We start from the raw sequence: 17,533 nt of genomic DNA, 5'->3' as shown, positions 1-17,533 counted from the left end.
GGCCTGGATCTGGGGGTTGCTTCCGCGGTGGTCGCGCTCTCTGTCATCGGTTGCATCCCGTTTAACAGCTGCAACGGGGGTGCTTTTGGGGGCGATCATGATGCCAGCGCGCCGGTCGTGGGGTTCTACGCTCGACCATCCGGGCGATACCACTCGAAGTCCGCCGCCGTGTCCTGCGGGACGCGATACGCCTTGCTCTGGGCGTAGCCTCCGCAGTGGCGACACTTGGCCAGAAACGGCGTGACGCCCGGTTCGCGGTCGATGGTCCACATGGCCTGACCACAGCCGCTGGAAGAGTCGGCACCGACGCCCATGCTCTCGCCAATGCAGACGTAGAGGTTTTTCAGACCGGCGTTGGCGAAGCCGTCGCGGCCGTTGAAGTGCTTGCCAGCCGCTTCGGCGGCAGCAGCGATTTCGCGTGTCCGGGACATCACGCAGCCTCCGCCACGGCATCGCGCGATCCGTCGCTGCGGAAACCCCGAGCATTCAGCTCAGCCCAGACGCGCTTCGAGGCCTCACGGGAGCCCTCAAGGCCGGTCTGCCAGTGGCCTGCCCATGTCCGGACGGTTTGAGCGCGGGACAGGTCAGTCTCGACCCGCTTCAGCATCTCATCCGACAGGACGCTCAGGTCGGCCGGAAGCGTGTCCAGAACCTCCTTCGCGATGAAGTCCAGATACGCGCCCCGATCAAAGGCCCAGGTCGCGCCGTGAAGCGTCCGCACACCCGGCATGTCCGCGTTCAGCGGCAAATCCTGCGGGTGGGTCCATTCCGTTTGCATCGTCTCTCTCCCCTTCGGCCCGGTGGCCTCGGTATGGGGAGAGAATGTGCGACTATCGCACCTACGTCAAGCGTAAATCGCACACTTAATCGCACAATATGTGCGAACCCGTGTATGGTGGGCGAAACAGGAGCCAGCCATGACCAGATCAGAAGCGCTGCAAGTCATCCGGGCATATGAGGCGTTGATCGACGCGGCATCGGCCACGGTTAAGGACGCGCCCGGCCAATATGCCGACCGGCATCTTGAATGTCGGGATGGCCGCTGGCTGCTCTGTAGGCAGGAGCTATCGGTCTACGATGGCCAAGCTGACGTTGGCGCGGTTTGCGAGGCGATCACCGGCCCTTATTGGCGTTCGGTCCCCGGTCTGGGCGCCAGTAGAAATCCAGATCGTTCGTCAGCTTCTCAAGCTGGGGCGGCTTCGGTGGCAGGACTGGCCGGGTCGGCTCATACCCCGGGGACTTGAGCGGATACCACCAAGAGGGCAGGGCCATGGTGAATGACGCTGCTGTGGCGCACCAGATGGCCATCTGGTCGAGATCGTCAGCGGTGACCCTGTCGATCTGATGCTTGATCCCGCCCTTGGCGGTCCACGTCAGGACCGGAGCCGTCAGAACGCCGCGCTCCCGCGACATGTGATTGAGGCCGTGGGCATAGTAGTTTCGATAGGGGCGGATTGCCGCGACGAATGATACCAGGGCCAGCACGTCGGCAAGGCGCTCGCCTGTCAGCACGGCCTTGGCAAGCGAGCTGATGGCTTTTTCCAGATCCATTCCGCCCGCGTCGGCCGTCAGGGCCAGAACAGTTGCCCTACCGGCTGGCCCGTCCTCATCGATGATGATTTCCAGTAGGGTGTGGAGCGTCCCGTCGAGCGTGTTCCACGCCATCATCGCCCGGCCATACGCGATCAACAGCCGTTGTTCGTCCGGTTCGTCGGCGCGCGGTATGAAGGGATAGCCGGGCGTGTCCATTGGCCGACCGGCTACCGGTTCTCTTCGAGAAGCTTCTCGCCCTCGGCTATGAGGCGTTCGTTCTCAGCGATCCGTCGTTCGTACGACTTTCTTGGCCCGCACAAGGCAGACCAGCTGGTGTCGAAGCTTTGTCGCGCGTTGGCGTGTTCCTCTCCCCCGTCAGGCTCCATGATCACGATCTCATCCGCCGCAATAAAGCGGGTGAAGCCTGCGTAAGCACCCCAGCTGTTCTTGCCGTTCACCTCGCCACAGACAATCGAGCCGTTCGTGATGACATTGCGGAACTGAGCTGACGAAGGGTCTTTGAGCTGGGCAGCAACCGTCTGTTTGGCGTCCGCTTCGGTTCGGTCGCAGCCGCTGAGCCCGATAGCGAAGGCGAAGGCGGCAAATGCGGTCACTTTGTTCATCGCTCGCTCCCTACATCCTTCGGGCGAACCACACAGGCCGGCCCATGATTGTCACGTCTTCGGGGTCAGCCTCGTCCGGGCTGTAGATCGGATTGCTGCTGAATATCCGGAGCGTGCCTGACTTGCGGATATACTCGACGTTCTTAAGCACATAGCCGTCGTCGAACCACAGGGCGAACGGCCCCGGCTGCCGCGGATTCCGGTCTCTGCGATCGATCACCACCTGATCGTCATGGAGAAAGACCGGCTCCATGCTGTCGCCGCGCACGTTGATGACCAGAAGGTCGCTCGGCTTGGCCCGAAGCTGATCCTCGACCAGGGCCCGCGATAGGAGCGCCGTGGTCCGGTCATCATCGCCGGTTCCGCCGCCGCCCATGCCCGCGAAGGTCGGAAGCACCTCGACCTCGACATAGCTCTGCAGGCTGGTGCTGGCCAAGTCGCCAGTCTCGCCCCGTGCCGTCTCATACTTGGCGATCAGAGCTTTCAGGGGCGCAATCTCGGCCGCCTGAATGCGGCGGTTTGCCGTCCCAAAGATCTTGGTCGCAACCGTCCGGTCCTTCCCGATGGCATTGGCGATTTCCTCATGGGGAACGCCGAGGCGCTGCAGCGCGGCTTTGATGTCGTCCGGGGAATCCATGCCGGGGAGGATGCGAAAATCGCACAAAGATAGCGAGTGCGATTGACGCACATCATGTGCGGTCGTATGGTGCGCAAATCGCACCTCAAAAGGCTGATCTTGATGCAAAGCGTTTTCCAGAAGTTCGACGGCATCCGACCCATGGCGGCCAAGATCGGCCTGCCCTCGTCGACCGTCAAAAGCTGGCACCGGAAGGGGAGCATCCCGAGCTGGCGTCATGACGCGATACTCGCGGCCGCCAAGCAGCACGGCATCAGGCTGACGGCGGACGAGCTGCAGAAGGTGCGCCCCGATCTCCCCACCCCTGCCAATGACACGGCCTCGCAGGAGCGGGCGGCGTGATCTTGCGCGGCATCCAGAAGGTTTGCGCTTGGGGCGCTATCGCGTCGGGCCTCTTGGGGGCGGTCGCCCTCTTCGCGGCCGGCAACCACACTGCCGGTGTCTGGGCACTCGGCACCGTGGTTTGGGCTGCGATCTTCCTCGCAGAGTGCTGGGTGAACGACTGAATGACCCAGAGCGTCCTGAACACCGTCCTTGACGACAGCTTCGAGCTGATCTGCGGACTGGTCGCCATCCAGACGGTTTCCGCCTCGGGTGATGAGGCGAGGGCGCTGAAAATGCTCTCCGCTGTCACGCCCCGTGCCGAAGACCTCCTGCCACGGCTCCGGGGCCTCATCAAAGGGCTCGCAGTCGCCCAAGCGCAGGCCGAACAGGTCCGTGACCTCCCGAAGGCACGGGTCATCTGCGCCATCGGCCAGCCCCAGCCACATCCTCACACCGCGAATTCTGAACCTTCCAGCCATGAACCGATCATCGCCTAGGCGAGCGACCGGGTCACCGAAACAACCCGCCAGAACGTTAACGGAACACCGATCATGAGCGTCCCTCGCATCAAGGCCCTGACCAAACGCATCCGCCTTCGGATCGGGACGTCGGAGGAAGCGGCCCGACAGGCTGGTCTCGCTCACAAGGGCGCTTGGTCGCTCTATGAGAACGCTGACCACCCTGAGACCACCCTGCCCATTCACCGCTTCATGGCCGTGGCCAACGGGGCCGAGCGGGCGGAGCTTATCGACCTGCTGCAGGCCGAGGATGACGACCCGGCGGGAGACCTGCTGACCGAGGCCCCGGAAGTGACGGAAGCCGCTGCCGACCTGCAGCGCGTGTCCCGCGAGGCCGCTGCGGACGGCAAGATCACCATTCTGGAGCGACGCCGCATTCGGGCCGGTGCCCTGCGGGTCAAGGCCGAGGCAGATGACGTTCTCGTTGCGGTCGGAGAGGACTCATGAGCGCCGGCCCCGAAGACATCCTGCAGGTCCAGGTTCTCGGCTTCCTCAAGGTGGCAGTGCCGGACTGCGTCTATTTCCATTGCCCGAACGGTGGCAGCCGCCATCCGCGCGAGGCCAAGAAGTTGAAAAGCATGGGCGTCCGTCCGGGTGTTGCGGACCTGTGTTTCGTCCTGCCGGGCGGTCGTGCGGCCTTCATCGAGCTCAAGGCGGGAGCCGGTCGCCAGACCGCATCGCAGGCCCTGTTCCAAGAGGAAGTGACGGCGCTCGGTTCGCCCTATGCCGTCTGTCGATCGATCAGCGAGGTCCAGTCCACCCTTGAGGGTTGGGGCCTGAAACTCAGGGGGAGGCTGTCGTCATGAGACATGAATGGCCCGAAGAGCTGCGTGCCGAATGCAAACGCCTTTACATCGACGAGGGCAAGAGCGCGTCTGAGACCGCCCGCGCCATGGGCCGGGGCATCACGCGCAATGCCGTTGTCGGACAGGCTCACCGGCATGGCTGGACCAAGGGGCACCGCCTGTCTCCCTCGGCACCCAAGCGGGCCGCGACCTTCAAGCCGTCCAAGCCGAAGCCGTTTTCCAAGGCCGCTGTCACCTTCGGCCGGACACGTCCTCCGGCGTCCGAAAAGGATCTGGCCAGCCTTCGCGCCAAGCAGGCAGCCGTGGGCAAGAAGGCCATGATGCAGGCCCTGCAATCGGCCAACGACAACTCGGTCCCCCTTGTAGGGCGTAGGTTCAGCCAATGCGCTTGGCCGGTCGGTGAGGCTGACAAGCCTGAGTTTCAACTGTGCTGCGGTCGCCCCATGCATGAGGGCCTGGTGGGCGTTCCCTACTGTCTGGACCATGCCCGGCTGGCGATGCAGCGCGATCCTCTGGCCCCCAAGCGGGTCAGCGATCTTGAGCGCGGAAGGTTCGCGGCATGACCACGCCAGACCTCCGCCTCGCTGCCCAGAAAGCCGATTTGCTCCGCATCGAAGCGGCCAAGATTGAGGGCTCCCTTCGCGTGATCCGCGACCTCTATGGGTTCGAGGTGTGCGTGACAGCCACCCAAGCCGCGCTTCAACGGGTCGCCCGGTCTGAAAGCGCGAACGACAATGCCGGGTGGGTGGCATGACCCGCTCGACCGTCACCCGGTTTGAGGCGCGAGAGATTGAGCCTGACAGGGTTGTGCCCCTGCCTGCCGATCATCCCGCCCTGTCGGAAGGCCGGACGATCTTCGGCAAGACCGTGACGGCTTCGAAGGCCAGCCCGCGGTTCCTGATCACCGGGCATTCGAACACCAAGCTGGGCAAGGAGGTCTTGAAGGGCCCTCTCAAGGGCGCGGCGATCTTCCAGCTTTCGCTTGAGGAACGCGCGACCTGTCCCAGGTCCTGCCTCCAATGGGCAGGCTGCTACGGCAACTCCATGCCGTTCGCCCGGCGTCACACGCCCGATGCGGACTTCGAACGGTATCTCGAGGCCGAGGTCATCACCCTGTGTCGTCAGCATCCGGACGGCCTGCTGATCCGGCTTCACGTCCTTGGTGACTTCTACTCGGTCGAATACGTCTATCTCTGGGCCCGGCTCATTGCTGAGTTTCCGCAGCTTCACGTGTTCGGTTACACGGCCCGCACGATCTATGACGAAGACCCCGAAGGCGTCCGTATCGCCCGGGCCATAGAAACCCTGACTGACGGCATCTGGGGTCGGTTCGCCATCCGGACCTCCAGCGACCTGCCCGACGTCGCGGATTCGCGCGCCATCGTGGTCGACGAAGATCCCGGTCTGCCTGACGTCATTGTCTGCCCTGCCCAGACTGACGACACCGCCGCCTGTGCCACCTGTGGCCTGTGCTGGTCCAAGGGCGCACGGGACAAGACCATCGCCTTCCTGCGACATGGCCGGAAGCTGAGGGGGTCGGGCAAGCCGAAGCCCGCGAACGATGATGCTCCGGTCGCCGATCAACTGCCCCGCATCGCCCCGACGCGCTGGCCGGAAAAGCTGGGGCCCCGGGCGCAACAGCTCTACGATTTCTTTCTGGACGCGGTCCCGAAAACCAGGCGCCCCGATGGCGGGCTGATGGTCCCGTTCGGGGAGATCGCAGATCGCACGGGCATCCCTCACGGGACGGTTCCGGCTGCCTTCTACGAACTCGAAAAGCGGGGCCTGGTCGAGAAGCGCAAGGATGGCCGGCGCGCGGTCTATTTCCTGCCGTCTGACGCCAAGGGCCCGGCAGCGGAGACGCCTGCCCCCGCGCGCCAGCCGTCGCCAGCGCCCGCTAACCCGGTCGCGCTCGTTCCTGCCCCGCCGCCGCCCTCCACCAAGGTCACGCCCAAGCCGGTGCGTTCGATCAGTCTGGATGAGGTCGGGCAGGGCCCGAAAGACGCTCGCCCCCGCTCCCTGATGGCCCGCAAGCCGGGTCAGTGCGCATGGCCGATCAATGACCCCGGACAGGGCCAGATGGATCAAACCACCTACTGCTGTGATCCCGTCGTCGGGCGTGGCCAATACTGCCGGGCCCACTTCGAACGGATGTTCTCCGGATCCAGAAAACCCTCTGCGGAGGCCAGAGCATGAACCGCCGCGAGACCGCCGTCATCGGCAAGATCGACCGTGGCAAAGAACGTGCCGAGGTCACCGAGCAACGCAATGCACGGTGGAAGGCATTGGAGGCCCGTGCATCGTCTCTGGTCACGGCTGAGATCGGGGAACTGCCCGAAGACGACAGGCCCGCCTTCGCCACGGCCCTTGCCTCTGCCATCCGGGCTCAACTGGTCATGCTCCATGGTCCGGTTCCTGCCTGTTCCATCCTGTCCCGTGAGGCCAGCCAAGCCGGGCGAGACATCCTGCCCCGCAAGATAGCTGCAGCCGAAGCCGAGCGGCTGTTCGCCAAGGCGTCGAATGATGGGGGGCGCACCCCATGACCACCCCCCGCGACCATACCGAGGCACAGGCCCTGCCTAGCAACATTGAAGCTGAACAGGCCCTGCTGGGCTGTCTGCTGTATGACAACGCCGCGTTTGAGAGGATTCCCGAACGGCTAAAGGCAGAGCACTTCTTCGAGCCTTTCCACCAGCGCCTGTTTCAGGAGATCGTCGACCACATCGCGGCGGGAACCCTTGCCGAACCGGAACTGCTGAAAGCCAGGTTCGAGAAAGACCCGGCGTTCGAGCCCTTCGGCGGGCTTGGCTATCTGCTTGATCTGGTCGACCGCGCCCCTCCGGCCATGAAGGCCAAGGACTACGCCGCGTCAATCTATGACCTTGCCGTCCGTCGCGAGCTCATCCGCATCGCCGGGGACATGGCTGTCAGTGCGGCTGATCTGGCCGTGCCCGCTGCTGAACACCTGTCCAATGCCGAGGGATCGCTTTTCGGGCTCGCTGAGAGCGGGGAACAGGCAAAGGCGGTCGCTACCTTCGGGCAGGCGCTCGATGAGGCTGTGGCGCAAGCAGAGGCCGCTTTCAAACGCGATGGAAAGCTGACCGGGCTGGCCACGGACCTGATCGACCTCGACCAGAAGCTAGGGGGCCTGCATCCGTCCGACCTTCTGATCCTCGCGGGCAGGCCTTCCATGGGCAAGACCTCGCTGGCCACGAACATCGCCTACAACGTCGCCCGGTCCTTCAAGGAAGGCGTCACCGAGGATGGCGAGCCCGTCACGCTGGCGGGTGGCCGGGTGTTCTTCGCCTCGCTCGAGATGTCCAAGTCGCAGCTTGCCCAGCGCATCATCTCTGACCGGACTGACATTTCGTCCGACAAAATCCGCAAGGGCCAGATAGACGCGGCGGACTTCCGCAAGATCATGGACGCCCGCGACGAGCTGCGATCGATCCCCCTCTACATCGACGAGACCGGGGGCATCAGCATCAGCCGGCTTGCGGCCCGCGCCCGGCGCCAGCACCGCAGGACAGGCCTTGACCTGATCGTGGTCGACTACCTGCAGCTTCTGACCACGGGAGACGGCAAGGGCAGGAACCGTGTTCAGGAGATCACCGAGATCACCGGCGGGCTTAAGGCGCTGGCCAAGGAGTTGAACGTGCCGATCTTGGCACTTTCGCAACTCTCCCGCCAGGTCGAAAGCCGCGACGACAAGCGCCCCATGCTGTCGGACCTCCGGGAGTCGGGATCCATCGAACAGGATGCCGACGTCGTCATGTTCGTGTTCCGGGAGAGCTACTACCTGGGCCGTTCCGAACCGAAACCCGGATCATCGCAGCACCTTGAGTGGACCGAGCAAATGCAGGCCGCTCAAGGGCTGGCTGAGTGCATCATCGGCAAGCAGCGCCATGGGCCTATCGGGACGGTCCGTCTGTCCTTCAACGAGGACACGACCCGCTTTGGCAACCTCGCCCGGGACTATCAGGATGTGGCCTATCGCGCCCCCTATGGTGACGAATGAGCGCGCCCCCGTATCAGAAGCTCTTCTGGGGCTCGTACCACAAGCACACCGCCCACCTGAGCCACGCCCGGGAGCATGGGGCCTATCTGCTGTTGATCGGCGCTCTGTGGAACAACGATGGCAGGCTCCCGGCCGACGACGACATCCTTGCCGGGTACGCCAAGCTGACCCCGAAGGAATGGCAGGCCATCAAGCCGAAGCTGATGCCGATGTTCCGGGTCGTCAGGGGCAAGCTGACCCAGCCCCGCGTGACCGAAGACCTGACCAAGTACAAAAGCACTTCCGGTAAACGCAAAGTGGCTGGAAAAGCGGGAGGCGAGGCAAGTGCCGGAAAGAAGGCATTAAATCGCCCAGCAAATGCTTCCGGTTTGCCAACAAAACCAGAACCAGAACCAGATAAAGAAAGAACCCCCAGCCCCCAAAGGGGTGAGATCGATCTCAAGCGCTTTTCGAAAGCCCTGATGATCGCGGCCGATGCGGGGTGCGGGTTTGACCTGATGGTGGACCGCATCCACAAGGCCCAGCCGGTCGTCGAGGGCAAGCGCCGGTCAACGATGCCGGACGTGAACCGTGCCCTAAGCGGCGCGCTGAAACGCGGCGGGATGCCTTCGGATATCTGGGCAGCGGTACAGGCCTACTACGCCCTGCCTGCCAACACGAAAGACGGGGGCCAGTTCGCCAGCGGTGCGGCTGTTGTGCTGAACAAGGACCGGTGGCGCGAGTTCCTTTTCCCGGCTTGTGCGCCGTCTTCGGCGCCTGCCCCAGCCGCCACTTTCGACGGCCCTCCCGCCCTTCGCCAGTCCCTGGTCGCGTTCAAGGACGAGGATTACGCCCGCCGCTGGCTGGACCACTACTGCCGATGGGACGGGGCAGGGCGCCGGTTGCTGGCCAAGACGCCGGCCATCGTGGCGACCCTGCAGCGCGACCTCGGGCCATGGCTGAAGAACAAGGACGTCACGGTCGCGCTGGACGCGGCAAACAGCAACAGCCCCGCCGGGCAGGGCAGGGGAGAGGCGGCATGAAGGGCCATGAGCGCCGGGCCTATGCCCTGATCAGCGAGATCGTCGCGGAATACGGCTTCGAGGCCGAGACGCAGATCGGCGGCAAGCATCTGGCCGTGGTCGTCACGCACCGGGACGGGCGGTGGCACAAGTTCCCGGTCAGCGGTTCGCCTCGCAGCTCCGACTGTCAACTTCGCCAAATCAGGCAGCAAGTCATGGCGTGGTTGGAGTCGGAGGGATTCCAGACCGGCCGGGGAGAGGCAGGGGGCCATCGTCGGAGGCGCCGCACCGTGCGCCAGTCCCGTCCCACCAAGCCTATCGCGCCCCATGGCGACCGCCCGGTGCGTCTGGCCCGGGATCCGTGGGAGGTGCTTTCAGCCCTTCGGATCGGAGCGCAGTCATGACCTACGTCCCCTTCGTCCAGATCGAGCCCTGCGAGGTTCTGACCATGCCTGAGGTCAAGACGCACAAGGCCATGATCATGCTGGGCCGGTTCGGGGATGGCTGGACCTGGGCCACATCGTGCCACCGGATGACAGGCGACATGACGGGCTATTCCGGGCCGCTTGGCCACACCCAAGGCCAGCCGCCTCGCAATATGGTCGAGACCCGCGACGAAGCCCTTTCGCTGGCCATCGCCTCGATTGAGCGGCGCATCCCTGACGCCCCGATCACAGACTGGCTTTCAACCCTGTTGCCCCGGTCGGGCGATCAACCTGACCTTTTCGGAGAGGCTGCATGAGAGTCCTCGTCGCATGCGAATTCAGCGGGACCGTTCGTCGAGCTTTCGAGGCGCGGGGGCACGATGCCTGGTCGTGCGATCTCCTGCCCGCCGAAGATGGTTCGAACCGCCACATAACGGGCGATGCGCGCGATCATCTGAACGATGGCTGGGATTTGCTGATGGTTGCTCATCCGCCCTGCACCCGCCTGTGCAACAGCGGCGTCCGCTGGCTGGCCACGCCTCCGCCCGGCAAGACGGTTGCGCAGATGCAGGGAGAGCTGGAGGAAGGCGCTGCGCTGTTCTCGGCATTCTGGAACGCGCCCATTGACCGCGTCTGCATCGAGAACCCGGTCATGCACCGCCACGCCAAGGCGTTGATCGAAAACTATGAGCCGCCAGCGCAATCCGTCCAGCCGTGGCAGTTCGGTCATGGTGAAACAAAGCGCACCTGTTTCTGGCTTCGGAACCTGCCGCCTCTGGCCCCAACCGATATCGTGGAGGGTCGCGAGGCGCGCGTTCACAGGATGCCGCCGGGCCCGGATCGCTGGAAAGAGCGTTCGCGGTTCTTCCCTGGGATCGCTGAAGCAATGGCCGATCAATGGGGCGATCTGGACGGCCTTAACCCCATTCAGCGCCACATGTTCGAAAGGATCGCCGCATGAGCAAGACCGACAAAGCCAAGAAGCGGTACACCCGGAAGTCTGGCCGGGCGAAGGCCGCGGTGCCCCGGATGATCGGGGCGAACGACAACCATGCAAACGACAACGCCTCGCCTGTGCTGGTGAGCGGTCTCGAGCTGACCGGGGGGAGGGCGATGAGGTTCCATGTCGCCACGGCCCGGATCGCATCGGACAGCATCCAGACGCAGCGCGCCGGCCATCAGATGATGGCGGAGCTGGAACGGGAGATTGCCGAGCTGTTGCAGCGCCGGGAGGTCGACCAGGGCCTTGACGAGACCCGCGACCTTGAGCGGCTTCGGGGCAATGAGATCGTCGCGTCGAAAACGCAGGGCGCCCGGGATGCCCCTGAGATCACGCGGGACGGCCTGAAAAGCCTGACCCGGCCGTATACCGACCGTGACACCGGCATCAGCATCACGCCCATCGACCCGGGCAGCACGACCTACGCCGCCCTCCTGCGCTACCGTGCCGACTATGAGCGCATGGATCCGGAACGCGGCCTGACCCCTCCTGCGATCGATCCTTCACAGGTCCGGGGCTCGCATGGTGGCGCGACATGGGAGGACAAGCGGAGGGAGTCGGCCCGCCGGGTGTTCTGCATCCACCTGATGATCTGCGGCATCCAGCCCAGCCCGACCGGCCGGGGGGAGTCCATGCCGATCCTGCCGAGGGAGCATCCCGCCGCCCGTGCCATCCGTGCCCTTGAGGACATCGCGGGCAAGGGCCGGATGATCAGGGACATGGCGTCCAGCGGTTCGGTCAGGACCAGGATCAAGGAAGACCTGTTGAGGGCCGCTGACACCTGCGAAATCGTGTATGGGCTGGCCTAGGAGGCCGGGATGACGATGATTGAGAAGATGGCGCGGGCTATGGTGATGAGCCGGGAAGCGATTTCGCCGGAGGACACCTACGTCGGATTTTCCCCCGACGCTCTCGACGCGGCATTGCGCGGCGTGACCGTTGACGGGGCAGTGGATTTTGTCGCCCTCGCCCGAGCCGCCCTTCAAGCCATCAGGGAGCCAGATGTTCGTGCCGTAGTGGCTGGCTGGGAACGCGAGGCGGATGGCCTCGGCCCCGCCTTCACCGCCATGATCGACCACATCCTGAACGAAGGAGCGGAGGGAGGGACTTGAACCAAGCCCCTCCGTCCCAGCCTTAGGCGTATTCGGGCAACCGATCCTTGGCCAGCTTCTCGACCATTGCCGAGCGAGTGATGCCAAGACGCTTTGCGGTGTTGTCGATCGCATGAAGGACGCCGCTATCGAGCGATAGGTTTGCCTTCACTGGCCGGCCGACGCCTTCGACCAGAAGGACGCGAGCAAGAGAGGCGCCCTCGGCCAGCTCTTCGCGGACCTCGTCGCTTTTGAGAAGATCGACCAAGGGCCTTTGCTCTGGGACACCAAAGCCATGAGCTACCCGCGCCTCGGTCCAATCTCGCAGGGCTTCCTGCGCGTTGGCCAAGGCTTCCTCTGCGGATCCTCCCATAGCGGTGCACCCGTCCAAGTCGGGGAAGGTGACGCCCCAGGTATCGTCTGCCACATCGAGAAGGGCTACATAATGCATCGGGTGATTTCCTGTCTGATCCGAAATGAAGGAAGTCGTGCCATGTCCGTCTGAACCGCGCGGGGAAAGCATTGGGGTGGTCAAAGCCACCCCGCCGCCTTTCCGATTGACCGGGCTACTCCCGGTGTGAGGGTCTTGTGTCTCGGGACCGTCGTTATTCCTTTCTCTGGGTGACGGTAGAGATCGTGTTTTGAACCCCCTTCGTTGATCCATCCCTCGGCTGATAGGCGGTCGGTGATGGACTTGCGGTTCGTGTCGGGCTTGGGCATCGCTCCCTCTCTGTTGTTGATACGCATATTTATACGCACAGCAGGAGGGGTCGTCAAGGGATTTGCGCCGAAAAATGCGCCTAACCGCTGCTGATCATCATCATGATCTGGTGTATGGGCGCGATTGAGCCACTAGGCCTTGACTACGGACCGGAACAGGGGGACAAAACCTATGCGGGCGATTCGCGCCCCCGACCCCCACCCACTACGCACCACGCTACGGCAACGGCTAGATGGACAGGGGCGAAACAGCGGAACACCAGACAGTTTCGGGCTCCGGCCCGCCAGTATCGTGCGAGCGCGATTGAATGCCGTCCGGCCTTGGGCTCACCGTAAGGGGGCTGTCGCTGGAAAAGAAATCGGGCACCCGCTGTGTTGAATGCAGGCTGCGTCCCTGCCTCGCACGACCTAACTTCGCATGGGCGGCTTACCTTGGATGGTAGCATCCATGATAGCGCCGTTAGCTTGGATGCTTCGGCTTGGCCCCACGCGAAGACCAATCCCGGTGATCCGGAGGCGCCATGTCCGCAGACGTCGGTGGCATCATCGCTGCGGCCCATGCCAAGAAGGCGGGCTGCCCGATCTGCGAGTTGGATAGCTGCCGACCCGTCGTGACCGAGCGCGTCACCCGAAACGGCGACCACTTCGAGCGCCTGATCTGCCTGATGGACAACATCCCATTCCGGCGGGTCTGGATCGACGGCTATCCCCGGCGGGAGTCGGCCTTGATCGACCCGAAGACCAAGAAGCCAATGCACGTCACCGCCTGACGGGGCGAAAGCCTATGGAGCCTGACATGACCGCACCGGAAACGATCATCGACATGGACCTTGCCTCGCGCCCCGATGAGAACGCCTTCATCATGGCCGAGCCGGGCGACGACGGCTTCCGCTATCGCGCTGCCACCAACCAAGAGATTGCCGACCACATCATGCGCGAACAGGAACGCCAGCTTGATCGCGAGGGCCGGCACATCGAAGGCTTCAAGGTCGAGCCGATGGCTACGAACTTTGACCCCAACTTCACCCCCGAAGGTTTCGGTGGCCTCCGGTAGGAGAGACGGGAACCTGTCCGCCTGAAAACAATCAAAGGAAATCAAACCATGGCGCGTGGAGGTGCACGACCCGGCGCCGGCCGCAAGCCCGGTGCGACGACCAAGAAGACGCGAGAGATCGCAGACAGAGCCGCAGCCGAGGGCGTGACCCCGCTGGAATACATGCTGACGATCCTGCGGGACGACGAACAGCCTCCTGCGATGCGGTTTGAGGCGGCGAAGGCTGCCGCGCCGTTCGTCCATCCGAAGCTGTCGAACATCGAGGCCCGGGTCGACGCGGACGTCTCCCTGTCGCCCAATGTCGTGCAGTTCATCGCCCCTGGCACTGATGCCGATAGCGAGGATTGAAGAACTCCCTCTCCTGACCCGGAACTTCGCCCGCCCGGCGCGAACCCGGGTGTTCAAGGGTGGCCGGGGATCTGGCAAGACGCGGGGACTGGCCAAGAGGGCAGGGCTTCGGGTCTATCAGCTTGCGGAGATGGGCGTTGAGGGTGTCTTCCTCGCCAGCCGGGAGCATCTGAACAGCCTCGACGAGTCCTCGATGGAGGAAATCAAGGCTGCGATCCGGTCAGAGCCTTGGCTGGCCGACTATTTCGACATCGGCGAGAAGTACATCCGGACCAAGAACCGGCGCATCAGCTTCGCCTTCGCCGGGCTGCGTCACAACCTCGACAGCATCAAGTCGAAGGCCCGGATCATCGGGAACTGGACGGACGAGGCGGAGAACGTCTCCGAGGTGGCATGGCGCAAGCTCATCCCGACGATCCGGGAAGAGGGCGACGGCTGGATCGCTGAGAACTGGATCAGCTACAACCCGGAGAGCGAAGAGAGCGCGACGCACCGGCGCTTCGTCAAGAACACCCCGGACGACTGCATCGTCACGACAGTCAACTGGCAGGACAATCCGTGGTTTCCCGACGTCCTGAACCGTCAGCGGCTCGAGGATCAGCGTCTCAGGCCAGAGACCTATGACCACGTCTGGGAGGGCGCGTTCCTCACCCTGACCGAGGCCCAGGTCTTCGCCGGCAAGTTCGTGGTTCAGGAGTTCGAGCCCGGTCCGGATTGGGATGGTCCCTATCAGGGCCTCGACTTCGGGTTCAGCCAGGATCCGACCGCGGCGGTGAGCTGCTGGATATACGATGGCAAGCTCTGGATCAGGCATGAGGCCGGTCGGACGAAGCTCGAGCTGGACGAAACCCCGGAGTTCATCACCTCTCGCATCCCCGGCTTTGCAGAGCATGTGGCGCGGGCAGACAATGCGCGGCCGGAAAGCATCAGCCTGTTGCGCCGCTATGGCCTGCCACGGGTGCAGCCGGTCGAGAAGTGGAAGGGCAGCGTCGAGGACGGCGTCGCTTACATCAAGTCGCTGGGTGGGGTGGTCATCCATCCTGATTGTCAGCAGACGGCCCGGGAATTCCGGCTCTACAGCTACAAGGTTGACCGCCTGACGGGCGACGTGAAGCCGGACATCTTCGGCGACTGGCCCCAGATCGCGGGTGACTATCGCGTTCGCGGCGTCGCGGTGCATCAGATGACAGCCGTGACCCGGCCGGAAAGCCCGGAGATCGTGCTGATCGATGCACCCCACGACTGGTCTGATCCCGTGGTCGTGCCCGAAGATCAAGCCGACGATGAGCCCGAACAGGAAGAACCGAAGCCCCAGCGGCGTTCGCGCAAGAAGGCCAGCGAAGAGTGACCTTCGACTACCTCCGCTCCCGTGCCACGGCTGACCGGCTGATCGCCAACTTCGGCCAGGCCGGAGCGATCCGGCGCAAGACGGTGACGGGCGGGGATTCGTTTGATCCTTCGACAGGGACGGCAACGAGCCCCGACACGCCCTGCACTCTGGTCGTGACCGAGTATTCGCTTCAAGAACGAGACGGCGTTCGCGTCCTTTCGACCGACAAGAAGGTCTTGATCGCAGCGGGCGGGTTGGCCATTAAGCCGAAGCCGTCAGACAAGATCGTTATCGGGGGGGTTCCCCATGAGATCGTGGCCCCAGACAAGGGCAACGGCATCAAGCCCATCGCCCCCGCTGGCGTCGTCGTCATGTATGAGGCACAGTGCAGGCGATGACCGATAACCCGGCCCGCGCATCCATTCACCCGGCGATCCTCTCGCTGGCGACGTGGAAGGAACTGAACGCCAAGCAGTCGACCTATGCGGCGGCTGTGCTTCGCGGTGACACCGAGGCCGCGGAACGGATCAGGCGCGAGGCCCACGACCTTCTGGACGCCTGTCTCGACCTGAACGCCGAAGTCGTCGGCCACCAGATCAGCGCCTTCGAGCGATAGGACATGCCCACAACCCGGAATCAGGCCCGGCTCTGGCAAGAGCTGGCGGATCGCTATGGGCCATTGATCGCAGATGCGTTCATCGCGGCTGTAGACGATCTCAAGAGCCTGGCTGAAATCCAACGCATCACCGCAGCCATTGAGGCTGGGGACGTAGAGGGGGCTATCGAGGCCCTGAGGCTGGACCCGGCATCGTTTGACCGCCTGCTTGAACAGGTCCGGCAGGGCTATTTGGAGGGGGGGCGGACGCAAGCCGGTCTGTTCCCGGCGCGCAAGCCGGACGGCACGGCGCTCATCGTTCGGTTCGATGGTCGAAACCTGAGAGCCGAGGCATGGCTTCGGGACCATTCATCGGACCTGATCACCCGGATCATTCAGGACCAGAGGCTGGCCGTCCGGGCCGTCCTCACCAAGGGAATGCAGGCCGGTCGCAATCCTAAGCGGGTGGCCCTGGACATTGTCGGTCGCATCAGCCGGGTCACGGGCAAGCGCGAGGGTGGTGTTCTGGGCCTATCGTCGCCGCAGGAACGCGCTGTCGCCTCTGCGAGGGCCGAACTGACCAGTGGCGACCCGAGGGCCCTCAGCGAGTATCTGACGCGCAAACGGAGAGACGAGCGGTTCGACCGGACCATCACCAAGGCGATCCGGGACGGCAAGTCCGTTCCGGCCGAGGCCGTCAACAAGGCCATAACCGCCTATGAGCGCCGGCTGTTGCAGCTTCGGGGCGAGGTAATCGGGCGCACCGAGGCCATGACCGCTATCCATTCGGGCCAGCATGAGGCCGTGCTGCAGGCCGTTGATCAGGGCGAGGTGGCCGAGACGGACGTTCGCCGGGTCTGGCGCACCGCATCCGACGCCCGGGTGAGAGACACACATCGCTCGCTGGATGCCGACACGGCGGGCCTGAGGGAGCCGTTCGTCGCATCATCAGGATCCCGGATGCTCTATCCCGGCGACACAAGCCTTGGGGCCCCGTCCTCCGAGACTATCGGCTGCAGGTGCACGGTCGAGACGCGCATCGACTTTCTGGCGAACATCAGATGACGCAGCGCGGACCATTCAGCGCCACGGTCGATGCCTGGACCCGCCAAACCAAGGAACGCATGTCAGCGGTCCACAAGGAAAGCGCTCAACGCACTGTCGAGGTCATGCAGACGCCGCGCGGGGCAGGGGGCAACCTCCGGGTCGACACCGGCTTTCTGTGGGCCTCGCTGGTCGGGGTGATCGGTGAAAACCTGCCACCGCAGACGACAAAGCCGGATGACCTCACCGTCGCGACCTATGACGCAGGGCCGATCAGCCTTGTGATCGCCGAGGCTGACCTCACCGACACGATCTCGGTGGCTTACACCGCGAACTACGCCGTTCCGCGCGAATACGGCTCCCGTGGCCAGCCCGGGGACCGCTGGGTTGCTCTGGCAGCTCAGCAATGGCCGCAGATCGTCAGTCAGGTCGTGACCGAGGCCAAGGCAAGAGCAGGAGCCTGACC

General features: G+C 64.1%; 30 protein-coding genes. 23 read left to right on the top strand and 7 right to left on the bottom strand.

What is annotated here, in order from left to right; all coding sequences use genetic code 11:
- Window positions 1–125 precede the first annotated feature (125 nt).
- The 5 genes from V7672_RS00885 to V7672_RS00865 all read right to left on the bottom strand — a co-directional run bounded on the left by V7672_RS00885 (window position 126) and on the right by V7672_RS00865 (window position 2,901).
- On the bottom strand, window positions 126–431 hold the full coding sequence (locus V7672_RS00885; protein ID WP_335622793.1) for a hypothetical protein: 306 nt from the start codon (window positions 429–431) through the stop codon (window positions 126–128).
- Window positions 431–778, bottom strand: a complete 348-nt coding sequence (locus V7672_RS00880; RefSeq protein ID WP_335622792.1) for a hypothetical protein — start codon at window positions 776–778, stop codon at window positions 431–433. The genes V7672_RS00885 and V7672_RS00880 overlap by 1 nt, the downstream gene beginning before the upstream one ends.
- A gap of 335 nt (window positions 779–1,113) precedes the next feature.
- Window positions 1,114–1,749: a hypothetical protein gene (locus V7672_RS00875; protein ID WP_335622791.1), complete on the bottom strand. Its 636-nt coding sequence runs from the start codon at window positions 1,747–1,749 to the stop codon at window positions 1,114–1,116.
- 11 nt (window positions 1,750–1,760) lie between these two features.
- Complete coding sequence (locus V7672_RS00870) at window positions 1,761–2,156, bottom strand: hypothetical protein (protein ID WP_335622790.1); 396 nt, start codon at window positions 2,154–2,156, stop codon at window positions 1,761–1,763.
- A gap of 10 nt (window positions 2,157–2,166) precedes the next feature.
- A complete protein-coding gene (locus V7672_RS00865; protein WP_335622788.1) occupies window positions 2,167–2,901 on the bottom strand; it encodes a S24 family peptidase in 735 nt (244 codons plus the stop codon).
- Between V7672_RS00865 and V7672_RS00860 the strand changes: the two genes are divergently transcribed.
- The 15 genes from V7672_RS00860 to V7672_RS00790 all read left to right on the top strand — a co-directional run bounded on the left by V7672_RS00860 (window position 2,896) and on the right by V7672_RS00790 (window position 11,997).
- The gene (locus V7672_RS00860) at window positions 2,896–3,135 is read left to right on the top strand and encodes a carph-isopro domain-containing protein (RefSeq protein ID WP_335622787.1); all 240 of its coding nucleotides are present in this window, start codon (window positions 2,896–2,898) and stop codon (window positions 3,133–3,135) included. The two genes, V7672_RS00865 and V7672_RS00860, sit on opposite strands and share 6 nt — an antisense overlap.
- A gap of 164 nt (window positions 3,136–3,299) precedes the next feature.
- A complete protein-coding gene (locus V7672_RS00855) occupies window positions 3,300–3,614 on the top strand; it encodes a hypothetical protein (RefSeq protein ID WP_335622786.1) in 315 nt (104 codons plus the stop codon).
- Between the two features lie 54 nt (window positions 3,615–3,668).
- Entirely contained in the window at window positions 3,669–4,082 is a 414-nt protein-coding gene (locus V7672_RS00850) for a hypothetical protein (RefSeq protein ID WP_335622785.1), read from the top strand.
- Complete coding sequence (locus tag V7672_RS00845) at window positions 4,079–4,441, top strand: VRR-NUC domain-containing protein (RefSeq protein WP_335622784.1); 363 nt, start codon at window positions 4,079–4,081, stop codon at window positions 4,439–4,441. The genes V7672_RS00850 and V7672_RS00845 overlap by 4 nt, the downstream gene beginning before the upstream one ends.
- Window positions 4,438–5,004: a GcrA family cell cycle regulator gene (locus V7672_RS00840; RefSeq protein ID WP_335622783.1), complete on the top strand. Its 567-nt coding sequence runs from the start codon at window positions 4,438–4,440 to the stop codon at window positions 5,002–5,004. The genes V7672_RS00845 and V7672_RS00840 overlap by 4 nt, the downstream gene beginning before the upstream one ends.
- Window positions 5,001–5,195 (top strand): hypothetical protein, encoded by a 195-nt coding sequence (locus V7672_RS00835; RefSeq protein WP_335622782.1) that lies wholly within the window; start codon window positions 5,001–5,003, stop codon window positions 5,193–5,195. The genes V7672_RS00840 and V7672_RS00835 overlap by 4 nt, the downstream gene beginning before the upstream one ends.
- Window positions 5,192–6,637: a DUF7227 family protein gene (locus V7672_RS00830; RefSeq protein WP_335622781.1), complete on the top strand. Its 1,446-nt coding sequence runs from the start codon at window positions 5,192–5,194 to the stop codon at window positions 6,635–6,637. Before V7672_RS00835 ends, V7672_RS00830 begins: the two co-directional genes overlap by 4 nt.
- Window positions 6,634–6,984, top strand: a complete 351-nt coding sequence (locus V7672_RS00825; RefSeq protein ID WP_335622780.1) for a hypothetical protein — start codon at window positions 6,634–6,636, stop codon at window positions 6,982–6,984. The genes V7672_RS00830 and V7672_RS00825 overlap by 4 nt, the downstream gene beginning before the upstream one ends.
- The gene (locus V7672_RS00820; RefSeq protein ID WP_335622779.1) at window positions 6,981–8,459 is read left to right on the top strand and encodes a replicative DNA helicase; all 1,479 of its coding nucleotides are present in this window, start codon (window positions 6,981–6,983) and stop codon (window positions 8,457–8,459) included. Before V7672_RS00825 ends, V7672_RS00820 begins: the two co-directional genes overlap by 4 nt.
- Window positions 8,456–9,481 (top strand): DUF1376 domain-containing protein, encoded by a 1,026-nt coding sequence (locus tag V7672_RS00815; RefSeq protein WP_335622778.1) that lies wholly within the window; start codon window positions 8,456–8,458, stop codon window positions 9,479–9,481. Before V7672_RS00820 ends, V7672_RS00815 begins: the two co-directional genes overlap by 4 nt.
- Complete coding sequence (locus tag V7672_RS00810) at window positions 9,478–9,864, top strand: hypothetical protein (protein ID WP_335622777.1); 387 nt, start codon at window positions 9,478–9,480, stop codon at window positions 9,862–9,864. Before V7672_RS00815 ends, V7672_RS00810 begins: the two co-directional genes overlap by 4 nt.
- Window positions 9,861–10,202, top strand: a complete 342-nt coding sequence (locus V7672_RS00805; protein ID WP_335622776.1) for a hypothetical protein — start codon at window positions 9,861–9,863, stop codon at window positions 10,200–10,202. The genes V7672_RS00810 and V7672_RS00805 overlap by 4 nt, the downstream gene beginning before the upstream one ends.
- Complete coding sequence (locus tag V7672_RS00800; protein ID WP_335622775.1) at window positions 10,199–10,846, top strand: hypothetical protein; 648 nt, start codon at window positions 10,199–10,201, stop codon at window positions 10,844–10,846. The genes V7672_RS00805 and V7672_RS00800 overlap by 4 nt, the downstream gene beginning before the upstream one ends.
- Complete coding sequence (locus V7672_RS00795) at window positions 10,843–11,694, top strand: hypothetical protein (RefSeq protein ID WP_335622774.1); 852 nt, start codon at window positions 10,843–10,845, stop codon at window positions 11,692–11,694. The genes V7672_RS00800 and V7672_RS00795 overlap by 4 nt, the downstream gene beginning before the upstream one ends.
- 9 nt (window positions 11,695–11,703) lie before the next feature.
- A complete protein-coding gene (locus tag V7672_RS00790; RefSeq protein ID WP_335622773.1) occupies window positions 11,704–11,997 on the top strand; it encodes a hypothetical protein in 294 nt (97 codons plus the stop codon).
- A 22-nt stretch (window positions 11,998–12,019) separates the two neighbouring features.
- Here the strand turns inward: V7672_RS00790 and V7672_RS00785 are convergent, their stop codons facing one another.
- On the bottom strand, window positions 12,020–12,517 hold the full coding sequence (locus tag V7672_RS00785; protein WP_335622772.1) for a type II toxin-antitoxin system HicB family antitoxin: 498 nt from the start codon (window positions 12,515–12,517) through the stop codon (window positions 12,020–12,022).
- Complete coding sequence (locus V7672_RS15310; protein WP_442888597.1) at window positions 12,508–12,696, bottom strand: type II toxin-antitoxin system HicA family toxin; 189 nt, start codon at window positions 12,694–12,696, stop codon at window positions 12,508–12,510. The genes V7672_RS00785 and V7672_RS15310 overlap by 10 nt, the downstream gene beginning before the upstream one ends.
- A gap of 521 nt (window positions 12,697–13,217) precedes the next feature.
- On the opposite strand from V7672_RS15310, the gene V7672_RS00780 reads away from it, so the two are divergent.
- From V7672_RS00780 to V7672_RS00745, 8 genes are read left to right on the top strand one after another with little or no spacing between them, the layout of a single operon-like run.
- Window positions 13,218–13,466, top strand: coding sequence for a hypothetical protein (locus tag V7672_RS00780; RefSeq protein ID WP_335622771.1), 249 nt, complete (start codon window positions 13,218–13,220; stop codon window positions 13,464–13,466).
- Between the two features lie 26 nt (window positions 13,467–13,492).
- Complete coding sequence (locus V7672_RS00775) at window positions 13,493–13,750, top strand: hypothetical protein (protein WP_335622770.1); 258 nt, start codon at window positions 13,493–13,495, stop codon at window positions 13,748–13,750.
- A 48-nt stretch (window positions 13,751–13,798) separates the two neighbouring features.
- Window positions 13,799–14,098, top strand: a complete 300-nt coding sequence (locus tag V7672_RS00770; RefSeq protein WP_335622769.1) for a hypothetical protein — start codon at window positions 13,799–13,801, stop codon at window positions 14,096–14,098.
- The gene (locus V7672_RS00765; protein WP_335622768.1) at window positions 14,049–15,446 is read left to right on the top strand and encodes a PBSX family phage terminase large subunit; all 1,398 of its coding nucleotides are present in this window, start codon (window positions 14,049–14,051) and stop codon (window positions 15,444–15,446) included. The genes V7672_RS00770 and V7672_RS00765 overlap by 50 nt, the downstream gene beginning before the upstream one ends.
- Window positions 15,443–15,826 (top strand): hypothetical protein, encoded by a 384-nt coding sequence (locus V7672_RS00760; RefSeq protein ID WP_335622767.1) that lies wholly within the window; start codon window positions 15,443–15,445, stop codon window positions 15,824–15,826. Before V7672_RS00765 ends, V7672_RS00760 begins: the two co-directional genes overlap by 4 nt.
- A complete protein-coding gene (locus V7672_RS00755) occupies window positions 15,823–16,044 on the top strand; it encodes a hypothetical protein (protein WP_335622766.1) in 222 nt (73 codons plus the stop codon). Before V7672_RS00760 ends, V7672_RS00755 begins: the two co-directional genes overlap by 4 nt.
- A 3-nt stretch (window positions 16,045–16,047) precedes the next feature.
- On the top strand, window positions 16,048–17,088 hold the full coding sequence (locus V7672_RS00750) for a phage minor head protein (RefSeq protein ID WP_335622765.1): 1,041 nt from the start codon (window positions 16,048–16,050) through the stop codon (window positions 17,086–17,088).
- Window positions 17,085–17,531 (top strand): hypothetical protein, encoded by a 447-nt coding sequence (locus tag V7672_RS00745; protein WP_335622764.1) that lies wholly within the window; start codon window positions 17,085–17,087, stop codon window positions 17,529–17,531. Before V7672_RS00750 ends, V7672_RS00745 begins: the two co-directional genes overlap by 4 nt.
- Window positions 17,532–17,533: the final 2 nt, after the last annotated feature.

This window comes from Brevundimonas sp. (assembly GCF_036963785.1).
Classification (GTDB): Bacteria; Pseudomonadota; Alphaproteobacteria; order Caulobacterales; family Caulobacteraceae; genus Brevundimonas.
Note: the sequence above shows the minus strand (reverse complement) of the source record. Positions and strands in the feature narration are given on the sequence as shown.